The organism is Paracoccus gahaiensis, assembly GCF_005048225.1.
GTDB classification, from domain to species: Bacteria; Pseudomonadota; Alphaproteobacteria; order Rhodobacterales; family Rhodobacteraceae; genus Paracoccus; species Paracoccus gahaiensis.
The window spans coordinates 300,915-318,036 of sequence record NZ_SUNI01000003.1; the positions used below are offsets into that span (position 1 = coordinate 300,915).

The window sequence follows — 17,122 nt, forward strand, 5'->3', positions numbered from 1 at the left end:
AGGATATTTCTGCCAAGATGAAAGGGCGGGGCAGCGCGCATGACCGGTGCGTCGCGGTTTCGTGACGTTGCGCGGCAGGGGGTGCGCGTGTATGACGGCGCAAATTATGGGCAGGTGAGGAAAATGCCGATGCGCAGGGTAGTTGTCACCGGATTGGGCATGGTCACGCCACTGGCCTCGGGCGTCGAGGCGACGTGGGAGCGGTTGCTGGCCGGGCGGTCCGGTGCCGGGCCGATCACGCGCTTCGATGCCAAGGATGTGGTCACCACCTATGCCTGCGAGATCCCGCGTGGCGACGGCACCGCGGGGACCTTCAATCCCGACGACTGGATGGCGCCCAAGGACCAGCGCAAGGTGGACGACTTCATCCTCTATGGGGTGGCGGCGGCGCATCAGGCGGTGCTGGATGCGGGCTGGCAGCCCGAGGACGAGGAGAGCCGGCTGCGCACCGGCGTGATGATCGGATCGGGGATCGGCGGGCTGTCCTCGATCGCGGAAACCGCCGTGCTGATCAAGGAGCGGGGGCCCAAGCGGGTCTCGCCCTTCTTCATTCCCGGCGCGTTGATCAACCTGATCTCGGGCCAGGTGTCGATCCGCTACGGCTTCAAGGGGCCGAACCATGCGGTGGTGACGGCCTGTTCGACGGGGGCCCATGCGATCGGGGACGCAGCGCGGATGATCCGCTATGGCGATGCCGACGTGATGATCGCGGGTGGGGCGGAAAGCCCGATCAGCGAGATCGGCATCGCGGGGTTCAACGCCTGCAAGGCCCTGTCCACCAAGCGCGCGGATGATCCTCAGGCGGCCAGCCGCCCCTATGACGCCGATCGCGATGGCTTCGTGATGGGCGAGGGGGCGGGCGTCGTCGTGCTGGAAGAATATGAGCACGCCACGGCCCGCGGCGCGAAGATCTATGCCGAGGTGCTGGGCTATGGCATGTCGGGCGACGCCTATCACATCACCGCGCCGAGCGAGGATGGCGATGGCGGATACCGGGCGATGGAGGCCGCCCTGCGCAGCGCCGGGCTGACCCCGGACCGGATCGACTATATCAACGCGCATGGGACCAGCACCATGGCCGACACGATCGAGCTGGGCGCGGTCGAGCGCCTGCTGGGCGATCACGCGCCGAACGCGGTGATGTCGTCGACGAAATCCAGCATCGGGCATCTGCTGGGGGCGGCCGGCGCGGTCGAGGCGATCTTCTGCATCCTGGCGATCCGCGACCAGATCTGCCCGCCGACGATCAACCTGGACAATCCCGCCGTCACGCCCAGGCTGGATCTGGCCGCGAATGCCGCCGTGCGGCGCCGCGTCGACATCGCGCTGTCCAACAGCTTCGGCTTTGGCGGCACAAATGCCAGCCTGGTTCTGGGGAAGGTCGCGGGATGATCTGGCGCAACATCGCCTCGAATTTCCTGACGCTGGCCATCGTGCTGCTGATCGCGGCCGCCGCCGCCGTGGCCTGGGCCAAGCGCGAGTTCAGCGGGCCGGGGCCCAGTGCGGTGGCGCAATGCGTGCAGATCGCGCCGGGGGCCAGCCTGAATGCGGTCAGCAACCAGCTGGCGGCGCAGGGCGCGATCTCCAACGCCTACATCTTTCGCGCGGGCGCCGATGCCTTGGGCAAGTCGCGCGAGCTGAAATTCGGCAGCTTCCTGATGCCGCCGGGCGCCAGCATGGAGGAGATCGTCGGCGCGGTCACCTCGGGCGGGGCCTCGACCTGCGGGACCGAGGTGCTGATCCGGGTGGGCGTGCGCGAGAACAGCGTCATCCTGCGCGACATGAACCCCGAGACCGGCGCCTATGAGGACATGGCGCGCTGGAACCCGGCAGAGGGCGCGCGCCCCGACGAGATCGCCGCCGCCGAGGAGCTGGCCGATGTGCGCCTGAGCCTCGTCATGGCCGAGGGCGTGACCAGCTGGCAGGTGGTCGAGGCGCTGAACGCCGCCAGTTTCCTGACCGGCGAGGTGGCCGAAACGCCCGCCGAGGGAAGCCTTGCCCCCGACACCTACCTGCTGGAGCGGGGCGGCGACCGCAACGCGCTGCTGGCCCGCATGGCCGAGCGGCAGGCCGCGATCCTGGCCGAGGAATGGGAGGCGCGGCCCTTCGGCATGCCCTACGAGACGCCCGAGGAAGCGCTGATCATGGCCTCGATCGTCGAGAAGGAAACCGGGCAGGCGGCCGAGCGCCCGCAGGTTGCCAGCGTCTTCGTGAACCGCCTGCGCCAGGGGATGCGGCTGCAGACCGACCCGACGGTGATCTATGGCGTGACGGGCGGGCAGGGGATCCTGGATCGCGGCCTGCGGCGGTCGGAACTGGACACGACCACGCCCTACAACACCTACCGCATCGACGGGCTGCCGCCGACGCCCATCGCCAATCCGGGCCGGGCGGCGATCAACGCGGCGCTGAACCCGGACGAGACGGATTACCTGTTCTTCGTGGCCGACGGGACGGGGGGCCATGCCTTCAGCCGCACCCTGGACGAGCACAATGCCGCCGTCGCCCGCTGGCGCGAGATCGAGGCGCAGCAGGGTCTGCCGACGGACAGTCCGGTGCAGACCGACGGCTGATAAGACAGGGTATTTGACAAACGGGGCCCCCGGACGCAGGCTTGCATCCGGGGGCCTCTTGCATGGTCCCATCACCTTGGGAGAAGCCGCGATGATATTGCCCGACATGCTGAAGACGCTGACCGACAATGCCCGCCAGTTTCAGGAACGCCTGACCGAATGGCAGGCCGCCATGGCCAAGGGCCAGGACGAGGCGATGGAGCAGGCGCGCAAATGGCAGACCTCGGCCCTGCAGCAGCAGCAGGAGGTGAACAGCCAGATCGTCGCCCGGATGGAAGGCGCCAGCGAGACCATGAAGGCGCAGTGGCAGCAGATGCAGAAGGTCTGGGAGGATCAGTTCGCCGCCATGCAGAAGCAGGGCGAGGAGATGCGCGCCAAGGCCATGTCCGCCGGCGGCGGGTCGGGCAGCAACGCCTTTGCCGACTGGTCCGAGACCTATGCCGCGCAGATGGTCGCCTTCACCCAGAAGATGCAGGGCGAGGCCGCCAATGCCATCGCGACCGCCACCGAGGCGCGCGGCAAGAAGAAATGAGCCCGTCTGGATGCGCGGAGGGCCTGTAAGCCGGATTTTGTCCACCGCTTGCGCGGCTGGATGACCATTCCTCTGGTCCGGCCGTTACCGGCCGGATCTAGCTGCCTACCCGGATCTGCTGGGGCAAGGCGGCCCTGCGAGGTTGCCCCCGCACGCGATCCCTATTCGGCATTGCTCCCGGTGGGGCTTGCCATGCGGGCGCTGTTGCCAGCCCCCCGGTGGGCTCTTACCCCACCGTTTCACCCTTACCTGTCCGAAGACGGGCGGTCTGTTCTCTGTGGCGCTGTCCCTAGGGTTGCCCCCGCCGGGCGTTACCCGGCACCGTTGCCTCATGGAGTCCGGACTTTCCTCGACGCGTCGCCGCACCGCGGTCATCCAGCCCTCCGCGCGCGCTCCGTATGGCGGGGCGGGGGGTGGGCGTCAAGAGGGGGCGCTGCCCCCGTCGCCCAAGGGCGACTCCCCCGGGATATTTTCGGACCGCTGCAGGAGGCGAAGGGCAAGGCGGCGGTCGTCGGGGGTCTCGGGGCCTTGGGCCCAGGGGCTGTGGCGCAGCCGGAAGGCGTGCAGCCGCAGGGCGGGGTCGTCGGTGGCGGGATAGCCCAGGGCATCGAGCAGCGCGGGCAAAGGCGGGCCCGGAGGCAGGTCGCGGTCGGAAAGCGCGAGGCGGGCGAAGACCGCGAGGCCGTCGCGGGCGAGCCCCTCCCAATCGAAGCGGGGGCCGGGATCGATCTTGCGGCCCGGGGCGAGGTCGGAATGGGCGATGACGCCTGAGGGGGGGATCTGCCAGCGGGCCATGATGGCGTGCAGCAGGGTCCGCAGCGCGGCCATCTGGGGGGTGGGAAAGGGGCGGTCGCCGGGATTGGCCAGTTCGATCCCGATGGACCGGCTGTTCAGGTCATCCGCGCCCTGCCACCCGCCCGCGCCCGCGTGCCAGGCGCGGCGGGTCTCGCAGACCAGGGCCTCGGTCGTGCCATCCTCGGCGATCAGCCAATGGGCACTGACCTCGGCCGCGGGTTCGCAGAGCCGGGCGCGGGCCGAGGCCGCATCCGCCATGCCGGTATAATGGAGGACGATCAGCGACGGGCGATGGCCGCGCCGGTCGCCGTGATTGGGGCTGAGGCCCGTCGTCCCGGGCATGGCTCTCAGGGGGTCGTGGCCGAAGGGGCGGTCGCCACGGGCAGGGCCGGGGCCGGGCGCAGGGCGGGCAGGCGGGGGGGCGCCTGCGTCTCGCCGCTGACCGGCACCTGCCGGATGCCGGCGGTGGGGGGCGGCAGGACCGGGTCGCGCCCGGCGATCTGGGCCGGGGTCGGCGACAGGGCGGGCAGGGCGACCGGGATGCCCTGACGGGTGGTGCCGCCGGTCATCAGCGTGACCTCGCGCGCCGTCTTGTACTGGCCGTAGGGGTCCTCGCCGAACCCGTAATTCGGGTTCCAGCCCCGATGTTCCCCGCAACCGGCCAGCGCCAGCACCACCATCACCAAAGCACTGCGCATCCTGCCTCCGACATGCCGTTCGCGTGACGTTACCACCAGCGATCCGGCTTGGCCACAAATCCCGCCGCCCGTTCCAGAACGGCGGCCTGGTTGAGCAGCGCGCCTTCCTCGAAGGGGCGGCCGAACAGCTGCAGGCCAAGCGGCAGGCCCTGCGCATCCTGCCCCACCGGGACCGAGATGCCGGGCAGGCCCGCCAGGTTCAGCGTCACGGTGAAGACGTCGTTCAGGTACATCTGCACCGGATCGCCCTTGTCCACCGAGCCGAGCGGGAAGGCCGCCGAGGGGGTGGCGGGGGCCAGGATCGAATCGATCCCCTCGGCAAAGGCCCGGTCGAAATCGCGCTTGATCAGCGCGCGCACGCGGCGGGCGCGGTTGTAATAGGCGTCGTAGAAGCCTGCCGACAGCACATAGGTGCCGATCATCACGCGTCGCTGCACTTCCGCTCCGAAGCCCTCGGCGCGGGTCTTCTCGTACATCCGGGTGATGCCCTCGCCCGCGCCCAGGCTGGCGCGGTGCCCGTAGCGCACCCCGTCATAGCGCGCGAGGTTCGAGGAGGCCTCGGCCGGGGCGATGACGTAATAGGCGGGCAGGGCGTATTTCGTATGCGGCAGGCTGATGTCGACGATCTCGGCGCCGGCATCGCGCAGCATGTCGGCCCCCTCGCGCCACAGCGCGTCGATGGCGTCGGGCATGCCCTCCATCCGGTACTCGCGCGGGATGCCGATCCGCTTGCCGCGGATGTCGCCAGTCAGCGCGGCCTCGAAATCCGGCACCGGCAGGTCGGCGCAGGTGCTGTCCTGCGGGTCGGCGGATGCCATCGCGCCCAGCATGATCGCGGCATCGCGCACGGTCCGCGTCATCGGCCCGGCCTGATCCAGGCTGGAGGCATAGGCGATCACCCCCCACCGGCTGACCCGGCCATAGGTGGGCTTCAGCCCCACCGTGCCCGTGAAGGCGGCGGGCTGGCGGATCGACCCGCCCGTATCGGTGCCGGTCGCGCCCAAGCACAGATCGGCGGCCACCGCCGCCGCCGAGCCGCCCGAGCTGCCGCCCGGCGTCAGCTGCACGCCGCCCGCGCCCCGCCAAGGGTTCACCGCCGGGCCGTAGCAGCTCGATTCATTGGTCGAGCCCATGGCGAACTCGTCCTGGTTCAGCTTGCCCAGCATCACCGCGCCCGCGGTCCACAGGTTCCGCGTCACGGTCGACTCGTATTCCGGCACGAAGCCCTGCAGGATGCGGCTGCCCGCTTGGGAGGGCACGCCCTTCACGCAGAACACGTCCTTGATGCCCACCGGAATGCCGGTCATCGGCGCCGCGTCGCCGGCCTTCAGCCGCGCATCGGCGGCGGAGGCCATCTGGCGCGCCATGTCGGGGGTGTGGTGGACGAAGGCGTTCAGCGTGCCGGCGCCCTCGATGGCGGTCAGGCAGGCCTCGGTCAGCTCGACGGCGGTCAGATCGCCGCGCGCAAGGGCGTCGCGCGCATCGGCAATGGTCAGTCGGTTCGGATCGGTCATTCCACCACCTTCGGCACGGCAAAGAAGCCCTCGCGCGCGTCGGGCGCGTTGGACAGGATCCGGTCGGCCATGCCGCCCGAACTCACCACGTCCTCGCGCCGCTTCAGGCGCATCGGGGTGACGCCGGTCATCGGCTCGATGCCCTCGACATCGACCTCGTTCAGCTGGTCCATGAACTGCAGGATGCTGTCCAGCTCGCGCGCCAGGGCCGGCAGGGCGTCCTCATCGACCGCGATGCGCGCCAGATGCGCGACCTTGCGGGCCTGATCCTCGGTGATCGACATGACGTTTCCTTTCGTTGCGGGCGGGTCTACAACCCCGCGCGAAAGGCCGCAAGCCGCAGGGAGGTGCCCATGCACGCCGCTTTGTCGATCCTGCCGGTGATCGCGCTGGTCCTGCTGGGCCATCTGGCGCGGAGGGGCGGGTTGATCGGCGCCACCAGCTGGCCGGGCATCGAGCAGCTGGGCTATCGCGTGCTGTTCCCCGCGATCCTGCTGACCTCGATCTATCGGTCGGACCTGTCGATCGGGCGGCTTGGTCCCTATCTGGGGGCGCTGGCGCTGGCCTTCGCGCTGACCGGGGCGCTGGCGCTGATCTGGGCGCGGCGCCGGGGCGAGGCGGGGCCGCGCGCCAGCTCGCTGTTCCAGGGCGCGCTGCGGTTCAACTCGCTGCTGATCCTGGCGGTGGCGGCCCAGGCCTTCGGTGCGGCAGCACTTGGCGATCTTGCGGTGGCCTTCGCCTTCCTGATCCCGGCCTTCAACATCTCGGCCATCGTGGCCCTGACGCTGCTGTCGGACGGGCCGCGCCCCTCGGGAGCCCTGCGCCGCATCGGGGCCGAGATCGGGCGCAACCCGATGGTGCTGTCCTGCGCGGCGGGTCTGGCGCTGAACCTGTCGGGGGTGGTGCTGCCCGCCTCGCTGCTGGCGCCGCTGGACTGGCTGGGGCAGGGGGCGCTGGCCGTCGGCCTGCTGGCGGTGGGCGCGGGGATCGATCCGGCGCGCCTCTGGCAGCGCGATCCCGCCTTGTGGCTGGGGGTCTGGCTGCGGCTGGCGCTGTGCCCGGTGATCTTCCTGGGTGCGGCGCTGGCATTGGGCCTTCCTGCCGGCCAACTGGCCTCGGGCCTTCTGGCGACGGCGGCGCCCGGGGCGCCCGTGGGCTATATCCTGGCGCGGCAGATGGGCGGCGACGCGGATTTCTACGCCGCGATCTTCACCTGGCAGACGGTGCTGGCGGCGCTGAGCCTGCCCCTGTGGCTTGTCCTGGCTGGGTTTTTCGGGGCCTGACCGGGTCGGCGCAGGTTTTTTCGTCTTTCGCAGGAATTTTGGCTTGCAGCCCCCGGCAGCTTTCCCTAAACACCGCCTCACGCCGCCGGGAAGACTGGCAGCGCGGAAAAGTGGCCCGTTCGTCTATCGGTTAGGACGTCAGGTTTTCAACCTGAAAAGAGGGGTTCGACTCCCCTACGGGCTGCCACTTCCTTCCCCTGATCAAGACGAAAGTGCCGCACAGGCTGCGCCTGTCCCCGGTGGCTTGTCTTGCGTGATCTCAAGGCCCCGGTCATCTGGAAAAGTGCGGTCGCGCAGCCCGGCGCCGAGGGCGGGACATGCGTCCATGAACGGCCGCCTCACGTCAGACGAAAGCTGATATCTCGCGATGCGGGGATGATCGCATTCGATCACCCCCATATCGCGCTGCGACCTGCTAGATGAAGTCCACGCTATCTGCGGTCAGCCGCTGGTAGTGATCCTGCAGCAGGATGCTGCTGCCCTGGTCGAACTCGATCAGCGTGCCGTCGCGGCTGATGGTGGTGCGCTGCGCCAGAGCCTCGATCGAGACGGAGCTGCCCAGAAGGCTGCCCTCGATCTCCAGCATGTCGCCTTGGCCGGTCCGGAAATCCGTCACGGTCAGCATGTTCCCGCGACCGCTGCTGGCGAAGACGAAGGTGTCGGCCCCGGCACCGCCATAGGCCAGATCCCGGCCCGTGCCGCCATCCAGGCGATCGTCGCCGCCATCGCCCTGCAGCCGATCGTTGCCGCTGCCGCCCAGAAGCAGGTCTTTGCCTTGCCCCCCATAGAGCGTGTCGGCCCCGGCACCGCCCTCCAGCGTGTCGTTCCCGGTATCGCCGCGCAGGATATCGTTGCCGGCATCGCCACGCAGCAGGTCGTTCCCGCCACCGCCCGACAGGGTGTCGTTGCCGGTGCCGCCCGACAGGGTGTCGTTGCCCGCCTCGCCGAACAGCAGGTCATTGCCATTTCCGCCGCGCAACAGATCATTGCCCTGACCCCCGTGCAGCCTGTCGTTCCCGTCGTCGCCGTCCAGCGTGTCGTTGCCGACTGCCCCGTGAAGCAGGTCGTCGCCCAGGCCGCCGGACAGCAGGTCGTTGCCCTGTCCGCCGTGCAGCGTGTCGTTCCCACTGTCCCCGGACAGCCGGTCGTTGCCGCCATTCCCGTAAAGGACGTCATTGCCGCCGTTGCCGGCAAGCACGTCGTCCTTCCAGTCGCCCCGGATCAGGTTCGCGCGGTTGTCGCCGATGCTGCCGCTCTGTTCGGGCAGGGTGGGGGTCTGGGGCAGCGGCGCGGGCTGCTGCGGTACCGGCTGGGGTTCGGGCTGCGGCTGCTGCGGGGCGGGCTGGGGCTGGGGCCGGTCGGGCAGGGCCTGGGGCGCGCGCAGGGCGCCTGCCACCTCCTGGATCCGCTCGCCCATGCCCACGAAGGTGATCGAGCCGCCGTCCGGCAGGGTCACGATCATGTCGCGGGCCCCGTGATTGTCCCAGTTCACGCTGCGGGCATTGCTGATGAACTGGGCCCGGGTCAGGGACAGCCCGTCGATGCTGAAGCTGTCGCCAGCAGAGGGATTGAAGTCGACGATGATCGCCTTGCCCTGCGGATGCAGCACGAAGCTGTCGGCCCCCGCCCCGCCCTGCATCTGGGTGACGTCCTTGCCTGCGATCAGCGTGTCGTTGCCGCGCCCGCCGAACAGATGGTCATGGCCGCCGCCGCCGCCATCGACGACGTCATTGCCGTCCTGGCCATAGAGGAAATCGTCAAGCGCGTTGCCGATCACCCGGTCATTGCCGGTGCCGCCATAGAGGAAGTTGTTGGCCTCGGCATGGCCCATCAGCGTGTCATTGCCGCCATGCCCGGCGGCCAGCCCCAGGGAGCGCGCTGCATCAAAAGGATTGCGGGAGTCATAATCGGGGTCGCTGGTCTGGTTGCGCAGCCATCCCTCGATCAGGGTGGGGCGGACCAGTTCGCCCGCCGCATGGGCAGGGTCCTGGTGGCCCAGGGTCATCGCGTCATGGGCGGCGGCGTAGCTGGCCTGCTGCACGAAGCGCAGGGTCCCGTCGGCATCCATGCGCGACAGGACCGAGGCGCCATACTGGCTGCCGGTGAACCAAGCCGTCGAAATGCCATTGTCGGCGAACCATTCGTACGTGGCGGTCAGCCCGCGCACCTCGGCATTCTCGTGGCGCAGATTGTAGGCGGAGTTGCCCGGCGCGTTCGTCTCGGTCAGGATGACCGCATCGCCCAGGATCGGCCGGAAGACCGTCTCCAGCACCGCGCGGACCTGATCGGGGTCGGACATGCCCTTGGTCTCGTTCCAGCCCGGGTACCAATGGGCCGACCAGACCAGATCATCGCCCAGACCGTCGCGGATGTAGTCGAGTGCCGTGACATCGCCCATCTGGACGCGCTCGAGCTCCGCGAACTGACCGGAATAGTTCCAGCCGCCCACCAGGACCTTGGCATCTGACCGATCGGCGATCATCTGGCCCAGGTCGACCATGTGTTCGGCATAAAGCGTCACGAATTCCTGCAGGGCGGGCCAGCGGGCCTCGGCCAGGAAGGTGGCCTGATTGTAGGCGGCGGGTTCGTTCACCACCTCCAGCCCATACACCGCCCGGTCGACATCGGGGTTCCGGTCAAGCCAGTTCAGCATGTCGGTCCAGGCGGCCTCCATCTTGTCATAGACCGGCCCCGACAGGGTGTCGCGCGCCTGTCCGATCTGGTTGGGGCCTCTCACACCGAGGCTTTGGGCAGTCCCTTCGAACTGGCCGAAGATGAAGGTGAACCCCTCCTTGGCGGCCGCGCTGAGGAAGCGTTCGAACTCGGGGTCTAGGTTACCTTGGGCGTCGAAGCTGTGAAGGTTGAAGGGAATGCGCAGGGTCGTGACCAGCGGAAGGGAGTCCCGCAATCCCGCCGCATAAAGCTCGGGGCTGCCGTGCATGCCGACCGGGACCGTCTGGAACTCACTCTGCCAGAGGTAGTATTTGCTGTCGGCGCGAAGATTGGCCTCGTAGCTGCCATTCGCCCTGTCGGCGGCCATCTGATCGCGCGCCTCGACCTGCAGATTGATGATGTTCAGGTTGGTCGTGTCGCCCATGCGCTGTCTTCCTGTCACGATGATGTGTCTGCGTCTGCCGGGCGAGGGCTATCAGTAAACCGTCGTGTTCGGCAGGGGGGCGGAACCGATTCTACAACCATGAGTTGAAAATGATACAGTCAGAACACGCATATAATGTGCGTGGAGAGAGGGATGTCCAGGCTGTCTTGTCATAGGACGATGACTCCTCGAAGGCGAGAAGCGCCTGATAACAATTTGTTTTAAAGTTATAATGTTAAAAATTGATTAACCGCGTCCCGGAGATTTTTCGCGGTGCCACAGCGAAAGGTGCCCATGGCTGCGGTTCCGGCGGAGACCTGCCGAAGCGGCGCTGCGCTCGGCGCCGTCACGCCGGCGGATGCTTCAAAACGAACAGCGTCCCGGAGGGAAGATCCCCGGGACGCTGGATGCGGCAGCATGGTTCAGGACAGGGAGGGGCGGAAACCGAATCCGGCAGCCGGAACGACCGCCCATGCCTGAGGACGGCCAGCGGTCTGAATGTTAGACTGCCGACGCGGTTCCCTGGGGGATCACTTGGTCTTGCGCATCTGGACGATGCCCAGATTTGCGGCCTTTGTTTCCAGGCGCTCGATCAATTCGCGATATTCTCGGTTATGCGCATAGGCGCCAACGGCCGAGAGGATCAGCTTCAGGTCATCTGCCGAAACACAGGCGCGCAGATTTCGCTGGTCATTCAATGGCTGCACGGGAAACCTCTTACTGGGGAAATAAACACATCTATGCATACCCTACGGTTTAGTGCGTTCGAACCTGACTTTTCGAACAGGTTCGCCGGTCGAAGGCCCATGAATGGCCAGGTCAGACAGGCGCTCGACCGCAGCAAAGGCTCGGGGTCCGGGGGAGTCCGTCACGCCCGCAGATCCGCGCCATTTCGCGATGCAAGCGCCGCAATCAATCAGGCGTTTGAAATGGGTTTCGTCTCAAGGTTGCAATCCAGGGTCGTCTGATCGGATTTGTTCGCGCGTCGGCATGAGGCCGTGCAGACCGGGCCTCTGCAGACGGGAAAGCCCTTGCGCAGCGTCCGACGGAAACGCGCGGGCGGCGTCTCTTCGATCTTCGATCAGCCCCCCGCAAAGGCCCGTCGCCCATCAGGCCGATGCTTCGACGGCTGGTCGGTGAACGGTCGACATTCACAGGGGCAGGGCGCCCCTGCGGGTCGCCACCAGATCGCCGACGCGCAACGCCTCGACGGCAACCTGTCCGGGCGGCGTATCGATCCGCGTGCCGGTGGTGACGCAGATGGCGCAGATCTCCTCGAAGGTTCGGTACATGGTGGTGCTCGGACCGTGAAATACCGTTTCGCCCTGACCCCGAAAACGGTGGCGACGTGACGCAAACGCCGTCGGGCCGCGCAGCTTGCTGAAAGACCGCCCGCCGGCACGGGAAGCCTTCGTATCAAGGGACCAAGGGCCGACGATGCACTGACCTTCGACATGGACCACTCGATGGGGCCCTCCAGATCATGATGCGGGCGAAGACCCCGTGGTCGCTCCAACGCTTCCTGTGATCATCGAGGGTCTTCGCTGGCGCATCGGCCCTCAATGCGTCGTACCATCCGCGCTTCACTCGCCAGAAGCATCGCGCAGAACTGATGAATGGGCCCAGTTGAACCGTGGAGAGGCGACGGACTTCGGTCTCATGAATAAATATTTAGGGTTGACGCGCCATTCGACAAATCAAGATGCTCATTTATAAAGATAACTATTTAGACCTCAAGCTTTCAGGCCCCGCGTGAAGATGTTCCATTGATAAAGGTTGCCCGCGCGATAGTCCTCTGACTTGCCTCGAATATTGGGCCATATATTGCTCATGGCATGCGCTTGCATCATCTGCATTTATATAATCCAGCGGCCTGTCTTCAAATTTTTTAACCCCGGGTTTCGAAACAAATCACACCGACTTGTGTTGGAGCGGCATCGAAGACTTCAATTCAATGCTGAAAGGATACAGCCATATGCTTATCAAACTCATGGGTAGCGTTGCTGCCACCGCCATCTTCGCAAGCACGGCCATGGCTCAGGATGCGGCGACCACGGCGCCCGTTGCCGGCGGCGAAGTGGTCGTCGATCAGGCCGAACCGCAGGTCGATGTCGAAGTCCCCGCCCCCGACGTTAACGTGTCGCAGTCGGCCCCCGAAGTGAACGTGGAGCAGCCCGAGCCCACCGTTTCCGTGCAGCAGGCCCCCCCGCAGGTGACCGTCGAGCAATGCGCGCCCACGATCACCGTGACCCAGGCCCCGCCCACCGTCACCGTCGACATTCCGCAGCCGATCGTCGGCGTCCGGATGGCCGATCCCACCGTCGAGGTGGTCGAGGGCGAGCCGCGCGTCATGGTCGACACCCCGGAGCCGGTCGTGAACTACGTTGCCCCCGAGCCAAACATCGTCGTGAGCGATGCCGAAGCCGAGGTCAATGTCCGTGAGGCGGAAGCCGATGTGGACGTCGATGCGGCGGAAGAAGCCCAAGTCAACCTGACCAGCGAAGAGCCGCAGGTCGATATCCAGGAAGGTGGCGAGGCAGATGTCAACATTGCCGCCGCTCCCGAGCCGAATGTCGAGATCCAGGATGGCGGCGAGGCCAATGTCGACGTGAACCAGGAAGAGCCTGCCGTCGACGTGACCGGCGCCGAGATGGGCGCGATGGAGATGCGCGAAGGCTATGAGGCCGCAGACGTCACGATGCTGACGGCGGAAACCGTCGAGGGCGTCGACATCTATTCGGCCGATGATGAAGTCATCGGGCAGGTCAACGACCTGGTCATGACCACCGACGGCCAGATCGAACAGGTCATCGTGGGCGTGGGCGGCATGCTGGGTATGGGCGAGCGCGACGTCGCCTTCACCATGGACGACGTGTCGTTCCAGCAGGCGGTCGAAGGCGAGGACCTACGCGGCTACATCGCCGCACCCTCGGCCGAGATCGAGGACATGCCGGAATACGAAGGCGTGAACTGATCGGGACAAGGCGGCTGCGGGTTCCCGCAGCCGCCACCTGTCTCAGGCGGTCTCTCGCGTCGAGGTGATTGACCGCCTTTTGCCGTTTTGAACAAGGATACCCGCCCCATGGCCCAACCGCCCCTTCACGACCCCAACGATCCCGCCGACCGTCACGCGACTGCCGGCCATCAGAGCAAACCAGAGGAAAAGAAGTCCAAGGTTGTCCCGATCATCATCGGGGTCGTGGCTCTTCTGGTCATCTTCTTCTTCATCGTTCCCATGTTCAGCGGTGATGACGAGACGGAGACCATGGACGAGACGACCGAGGCGACTTCCGACGCGGCGCCGGCACCGGTGGTGACCGACGAGGATCCGGTGGCCGAGCCTGTCGTGCCGGAAACCGACATGGCTGATCCGGATGCCTCCGAGGCGCCTGTCCCGGTCGAAGAGCCGGCTGCACCAGTGGCGCCGACCCCCGAGGCAAGCACTGACATCGGCGAGACTGATGGTCAGGAAAGCGTCACCGTCGAGATCGAAGAGCCCACCGACGTGCCGGCCCCGGCGCCTGTCGAAGCCGAGACGGACACCACGACCGTCCCGCTTGAAGAGCCGGCAACGACGCCTGCCAACTGATCCATGGTCATCGGGTGCCCGCGCGGCATCTGGACGGACCGAAGGTCCCGGCGCGATTGCGCCGGGACCTTTATAGTTGGCCTCGCGTCACAGCCGGTGCAAAAATAGGCCTGCCGCTTCCAAAAGGCAGATGACTGACCTCCGGGTCCGCATCTGCCCTTTCGGGTCTGAACGCGAGACACTCCTGCGGCAGGGCGATCCCTCCAATCCAACGACGAGCAAGCTGAATGAAAAAAACGATTCTTCTGATCTTCATCTGGCTCTCGACCGGCTTGGGAACGCTGCCACTCCTGGCGCAGGACAGCAGTTTCGAGACACCGCCGTTGAATACAGCTTTGGGTCCTGCTCCCGAACGGATCAACCGAGAGACTCCGCGCGCCGCGATGGCAAGCTTCCTGCGGGCCGCGGATGACGAGGATTGGGACGCCGCAGCGCATGTGCTCGACCTGGGAGGGCTGTCGCCCGCCCGGCAGGCGACCGAGGGGCCCGAGCTTGCGCATGACCTCTACGAGATCATCGAACGGAAGGTCGTGCTGGACTGGTCGGCCTTGCTGGATCGTCCCGACGGTCTGCACACGCAGGGCAGCGACAGCGATGCGATGGCCGGCGAGCCCCGCCGCTCGCTTCTGCTGCGCGACCTCAGCCTGGACCTCGTGCCTGCTGAAATTCGCCTGAACCGCATCCTGGCCGAAGGCATGGACGAGCCTGTCTGGGTTTTCCCTGTCGAGACGGTCCGGGATATCCCCGCATTGCACGACAGATACGGGCCGTCACGGTTCGAGACGGCGCTGCCTTCGGTGCTGACGAAAAAGACCGCCGGCGGGCTGATGCGATGGGAATGGATCGGCCTTCCCGTGCTGGTCCTCGTGTCGATCCTGCTGGGCCGGATCATCCATCGTCTGCTTCAGTTTGCCAGACACCATGCCCGGGGGGAGGTGACGACAGGCATCCTCGCGGCCTCGTCGATGCCCCTCATCATCGCCAGCGTGACCGGACTTGTCTGGTGGGTCACCGGCAACGTCTTCGTGTTCTCGGGGCGCATCGACGTGTTTCTTGCCCCCGCCATCGCCGCGGGCTTCGTCACGGCGCTGCTTCTGTTCATCGTCAGCAGCATCGAAGCGCTGCTGAACGGCTTGGTCGCACCGGGCGAGGATGTCGATCTGACCCTGGCGAAGCAGGCCGAGGCCCGCACATTGGCGACGCGCCTGAACGCAGCCAGACGCATCCTTGTCGTCGTCGTCTTCCTGATCGGCGTCGGAATCGTGCTGTCCTCTGCCAATCTGCCGGGAAACCTCGGTGTGTCCCTTCTGGCCTCTGCCGGGGCGATCACCCTGCTCTTGGGCTACGCCGCGCGTGACGTGCTCAGCAACATCATGGCCTCGTTGCAGATCGCCATGAACCACTCGGCGCGCGTCGGAGACCGGGTCGTCTATCAGGGCGAGCTGTGCCATGTCGAGCGGATCAACATGACCTTCGTCCAGCTGCGCAACTGGGACAGCACGCGCCTGATCGTCCCCGTCAGGGAGTTCGTGTCGGAAACGTTCTCGAACTGGACGCTGCAGGATCCGTCGATGCTGCGTGTCATCAAGCTGAAACTGGACCCGCATGCCGACATCGACGCGTTGCGCAAGGCCTTTGACGGTGCGCTGAGAGAAGTGGCTGCGCTGGACATCGGAGAGAACATGGGGGACCTCGAGGGCTCGAGCGTCTCCGTGGCCGATCAGGACGTTTTCGGGATCGAAGTCTGGTTCAGCGTCCCCTGCGCCGATCCGAACACGTCATGGGAGGTGGCCTGCGCCGTCCGGGAACGCTTGATCGCCCGCGCGGCCCAGCTTGACGAGGACACAGGCAACCGCGTCTTTGCCTCTCCGGCGCTTGCGGAATGGAGCAGGTGACCATGGCCCGGGCCCCGCGCAAGATCCCGGTCGCCGGGCCTTCTCGGTCCCGCAAGCGATCTGTCACATCCTGCGTGATGATCCGGTCTTTTTGCCCAAGACCTCCGACCTTTGGTTCCGCCAGGCCTTGAGCGCATCGATGGGCGTTCGGCCCGTCGGCACTCCCGCACCACCGACCGGAGGTCATCCGGCGGCAGCAGCAGGAACTTGCGCAGCGCCACTGCCACAGCCTCCTGCGCCCGCGTGGGCCTGCACGCCACGGGGCTTCGGTCATGGATGCTGTCCCTGCTCCGCCACCTCGCAGACGGCCTGCTCCAAGATGCCAAGGCTCCGCCACCCGTCAGGCCGGATCGGTGCTTGCCTGGATCTTCGGGGGCTTCGTTGCCTGGTTGTGAAGAGAGGTCCGCATCCTCGCCTCCCATCCTGAAACTCGCCCAGGATCGATCCTGCCACAAAGAACGCGGTCCGGCGAAGATTTACGCGATCATCCGGAATGGGGCGCATAAGGAACTGTTTCTGGTTTCAGATAGCTGGATTCATGGGTTCGATCCTGGCTCCGAACTCCCGCGCCCTGAACGGATGATCGACAGGCCGAAGTGAAAAAGTCTTTAAGCGAAAATAAAGATCCCGGTCGACCGGAAAGCCAAATCTTTCCAGGACAGGACTTAGGTGTCACATCCCGCGTGATTATAAGGCCGCTTCCTGAACAGGTCCGGCCTTTGTTTCTGCCAGTCCTTGAGCGCATCGATGGGCGTTCGGCCCTTCAGCACCGATTGCGGAAGCTGACCGTTGTAGAGCCGGACATAGCGCAGGATGGTCTGTTCCAGATCCTCGCCGCTGCGGAAGCGGTGGCTTTGCAGGACGTCCTCGATCCGGCCGTTGAAGCGTTCGACCATGCCGTTGGTCTGCGGGTGCATGGGCGGGGCCAGGCGATGCTCGATGCCGAGATCGGCGCGGAGGCGGTCAAAATCGTGGTTGCCGGTGGGCCCCCGGCGGCGAAGGCCGAACAGACGATCGGTGAACTCCTTGCCGTAGCATGTTGGGAATGACGCGCTGTTGAAGGTTATGTCCGCCTGCGCAGCCCCAAAAATTGCGCAGCGGCCGGCCATAACCGGGTCGCGGGTCTCTATGGTGGTTTTGCGAACC

15 protein-coding genes, 1 tRNA gene, 1 other RNA gene and 1 pseudogene are annotated in these 17,122 nt (G+C 66.4%); 8 read left to right on the forward strand and 10 right to left on the reverse strand.

Annotation, left to right across the window (positions count from 1 at the left end):
- Nucleotides 1-129 precede the first annotated feature (129 nt).
- The 3 genes from fabF (at nucleotide 130) to FA743_RS06190 (ending at nucleotide 3,105) form a co-directional block, all read left to right on the forward strand.
- The gene (gene fabF / locus FA743_RS06180) at nucleotides 130-1,392 is read left to right on the forward strand and encodes a beta-ketoacyl-ACP synthase II (protein WP_136884991.1); all 1,263 of its coding nucleotides are present in this window, start codon (nucleotides 130-132) and stop codon (nucleotides 1,390-1,392) included.
- Nucleotides 1,392-2,573 carry an endolytic transglycosylase MltG gene (gene mltG, locus FA743_RS06185; RefSeq protein WP_211242206.1) on the forward strand — a complete coding sequence of 394 codons (1,182 nt, stop codon included), beginning with the start codon at nucleotides 1,392-1,394 and terminating at the stop codon, nucleotides 2,571-2,573. Before fabF ends, mltG begins: the two co-directional genes overlap by 1 nt.
- Nucleotides 2,574-2,664: 91 nt before the next feature.
- The gene (locus tag FA743_RS06190) at nucleotides 2,665-3,105 is read left to right on the forward strand and encodes a hypothetical protein (protein ID WP_169308781.1); all 441 of its coding nucleotides are present in this window, start codon (nucleotides 2,665-2,667) and stop codon (nucleotides 3,103-3,105) included.
- Nucleotides 3,106-3,115: 10 nt separating this feature from the next.
- Here FA743_RS06190 and rnpB read toward each other — a convergent pair.
- The 5 genes from rnpB to gatC form a co-directional block, all read right to left on the reverse strand.
- Nucleotides 3,116-3,492, reverse strand: an RNA gene (gene rnpB, locus FA743_RS06195) — RNase P RNA component class A.
- Nucleotides 3,493-3,525: 33 nt separating this feature from the next.
- On the reverse strand, nucleotides 3,526-4,242 hold the full coding sequence (locus FA743_RS06200; RefSeq protein ID WP_136884994.1) for an N-acetylmuramoyl-L-alanine amidase: 717 nt from the start codon (nucleotides 4,240-4,242) through the stop codon (nucleotides 3,526-3,528).
- A gap of 5 nt (nucleotides 4,243-4,247) precedes the next feature.
- The gene (locus FA743_RS06205; RefSeq protein ID WP_136884995.1) at nucleotides 4,248-4,598 is read right to left on the reverse strand and encodes a hypothetical protein; all 351 of its coding nucleotides are present in this window, start codon (nucleotides 4,596-4,598) and stop codon (nucleotides 4,248-4,250) included.
- A 29-nt stretch (nucleotides 4,599-4,627) separates the two neighbouring features.
- Nucleotides 4,628-6,112, reverse strand: a complete 1,485-nt coding sequence (gene gatA, locus FA743_RS06210; protein WP_136884996.1) for an Asp-tRNA(Asn)/Glu-tRNA(Gln) amidotransferase subunit GatA — start codon at nucleotides 6,110-6,112, stop codon at nucleotides 4,628-4,630.
- A complete protein-coding gene (gene gatC / locus FA743_RS06215) occupies nucleotides 6,109-6,396 on the reverse strand; it encodes an Asp-tRNA(Asn)/Glu-tRNA(Gln) amidotransferase subunit GatC (protein WP_136884997.1) in 288 nt (95 codons plus the stop codon). The genes gatA and gatC overlap by 4 nt, the downstream gene beginning before the upstream one ends.
- Before the next feature lie 69 nt (nucleotides 6,397-6,465).
- Here gatC and FA743_RS06220 point away from each other — a divergent pair, with 69 nt between their 5' ends.
- A complete protein-coding gene (locus FA743_RS06220; protein WP_169308782.1) occupies nucleotides 6,466-7,395 on the forward strand; it encodes an AEC family transporter in 930 nt (309 codons plus the stop codon).
- Nucleotides 7,396-7,507: 112 nt separating this feature from the next.
- Nucleotides 7,508-7,582, forward strand: a tRNA-Glu gene (locus FA743_RS06225).
- 228 nt (nucleotides 7,583-7,810) lie between these two features.
- On the opposite strand, the gene FA743_RS06230 is transcribed toward FA743_RS06225, so the two are convergent.
- From FA743_RS06230 to FA743_RS20895, 4 genes and pseudogenes are all read right to left on the reverse strand, one after another.
- Nucleotides 7,811-10,492, reverse strand: a complete 2,682-nt coding sequence (locus tag FA743_RS06230; RefSeq protein WP_136884999.1) for a calcium-binding protein — start codon at nucleotides 10,490-10,492, stop codon at nucleotides 7,811-7,813.
- Nucleotides 10,493-11,022: 530 nt separating this feature from the next.
- Entirely contained in the window at nucleotides 11,023-11,199 is a 177-nt protein-coding gene (locus FA743_RS20240; RefSeq protein WP_169308783.1) for a hypothetical protein, read from the reverse strand.
- 444 nt (nucleotides 11,200-11,643) lie between these two features.
- Complete coding sequence (locus FA743_RS06235; RefSeq protein WP_136885000.1) at nucleotides 11,644-11,784, reverse strand: Hint domain-containing protein; 141 nt, start codon at nucleotides 11,782-11,784, stop codon at nucleotides 11,644-11,646.
- A gap of 187 nt (nucleotides 11,785-11,971) precedes the next feature.
- A pseudogene (locus FA743_RS20895) lies at nucleotides 11,972-12,067 on the reverse strand (IS5/IS1182 family transposase); the annotation flags it as partial.
- A gap of 400 nt (nucleotides 12,068-12,467) precedes the next feature.
- On the opposite strand from FA743_RS20895, the gene FA743_RS06240 reads away from it, so the two are divergent.
- The 3 genes from FA743_RS06240 (at nucleotide 12,468) to FA743_RS06250 (ending at nucleotide 15,976) form a co-directional block, all read left to right on the forward strand.
- Nucleotides 12,468-13,466: a PRC-barrel domain-containing protein gene (locus FA743_RS06240; RefSeq protein ID WP_169308784.1), complete on the forward strand. Its 999-nt coding sequence runs from the start codon at nucleotides 12,468-12,470 to the stop codon at nucleotides 13,464-13,466.
- Between the two features lie 108 nt (nucleotides 13,467-13,574).
- Entirely contained in the window at nucleotides 13,575-14,081 is a 507-nt protein-coding gene (locus FA743_RS06245; protein ID WP_136885002.1) for a hypothetical protein, read from the forward strand.
- 227 nt (nucleotides 14,082-14,308) lie between these two features.
- Nucleotides 14,309-15,976 carry a mechanosensitive ion channel family protein gene (locus FA743_RS06250; protein WP_136885003.1) on the forward strand — a complete coding sequence of 556 codons (1,668 nt, stop codon included), beginning with the start codon at nucleotides 14,309-14,311 and terminating at the stop codon, nucleotides 15,974-15,976.
- Between the two features lie 665 nt (nucleotides 15,977-16,641).
- Here the strand turns inward: FA743_RS06250 and FA743_RS06255 are convergent.
- The coding region (locus FA743_RS06255; RefSeq protein WP_246054850.1) for an integrase core domain-containing protein at nucleotides 16,642-17,122 on the reverse strand (481 nt) is incomplete at its 5' end.

Excerpts from the sequence above, each read along its gene's own strand:
- FA743_RS06235 (WP_136885000.1), bottom strand. The coding sequence starts at position 11,784 with ATGTACCGAACCTTCGAGGAGATCTGCGCCATCTGCGTCACCACCGGC.
- gatC (WP_136884997.1), bottom strand. The coding sequence starts at position 6,396 with ATGTCGATCACCGAGGATCAGGCCCGCAAGGTCGCGCATCTGGCGCGC.
- FA743_RS06205 (WP_136884995.1), bottom strand. The coding sequence starts at position 4,598 with ATGCGCAGTGCTTTGGTGATGGTGGTGCTGGCGCTGGCCGGTTGCGGG.
- FA743_RS06190 (WP_169308781.1), top strand. The coding sequence starts at position 2,665 with ATGATATTGCCCGACATGCTGAAGACGCTGACCGACAATGCCCGCCAG.
- fabF (WP_136884991.1), top strand. The coding sequence starts at position 130 with ATGCGCAGGGTAGTTGTCACCGGATTGGGCATGGTCACGCCACTGGCC.
- FA743_RS06250 (WP_136885003.1), top strand. The coding sequence starts at position 14,309 with ATGAAAAAAACGATTCTTCTGATCTTCATCTGGCTCTCGACCGGCTTG.
- FA743_RS06230 (WP_136884999.1), bottom strand. The coding sequence starts at position 10,492 with ATGGGCGACACGACCAACCTGAACATCATCAATCTGCAGGTCGAGGCG.
- FA743_RS06220 (WP_169308782.1), top strand. The coding sequence starts at position 6,466 with ATGCACGCCGCTTTGTCGATCCTGCCGGTGATCGCGCTGGTCCTGCTG.
- FA743_RS06200 (WP_136884994.1), bottom strand. The coding sequence starts at position 4,242 with ATGCCCGGGACGACGGGCCTCAGCCCCAATCACGGCGACCGGCGCGGC.
- FA743_RS06240 (WP_169308784.1), top strand. The coding sequence starts at position 12,468 with ATGCTTATCAAACTCATGGGTAGCGTTGCTGCCACCGCCATCTTCGCA.
- FA743_RS06245 (WP_136885002.1), top strand. The coding sequence starts at position 13,575 with ATGGCCCAACCGCCCCTTCACGACCCCAACGATCCCGCCGACCGTCAC.
- gatA (WP_136884996.1), bottom strand. The coding sequence starts at position 6,112 with ATGACCGATCCGAACCGACTGACCATTGCCGATGCGCGCGACGCCCTT.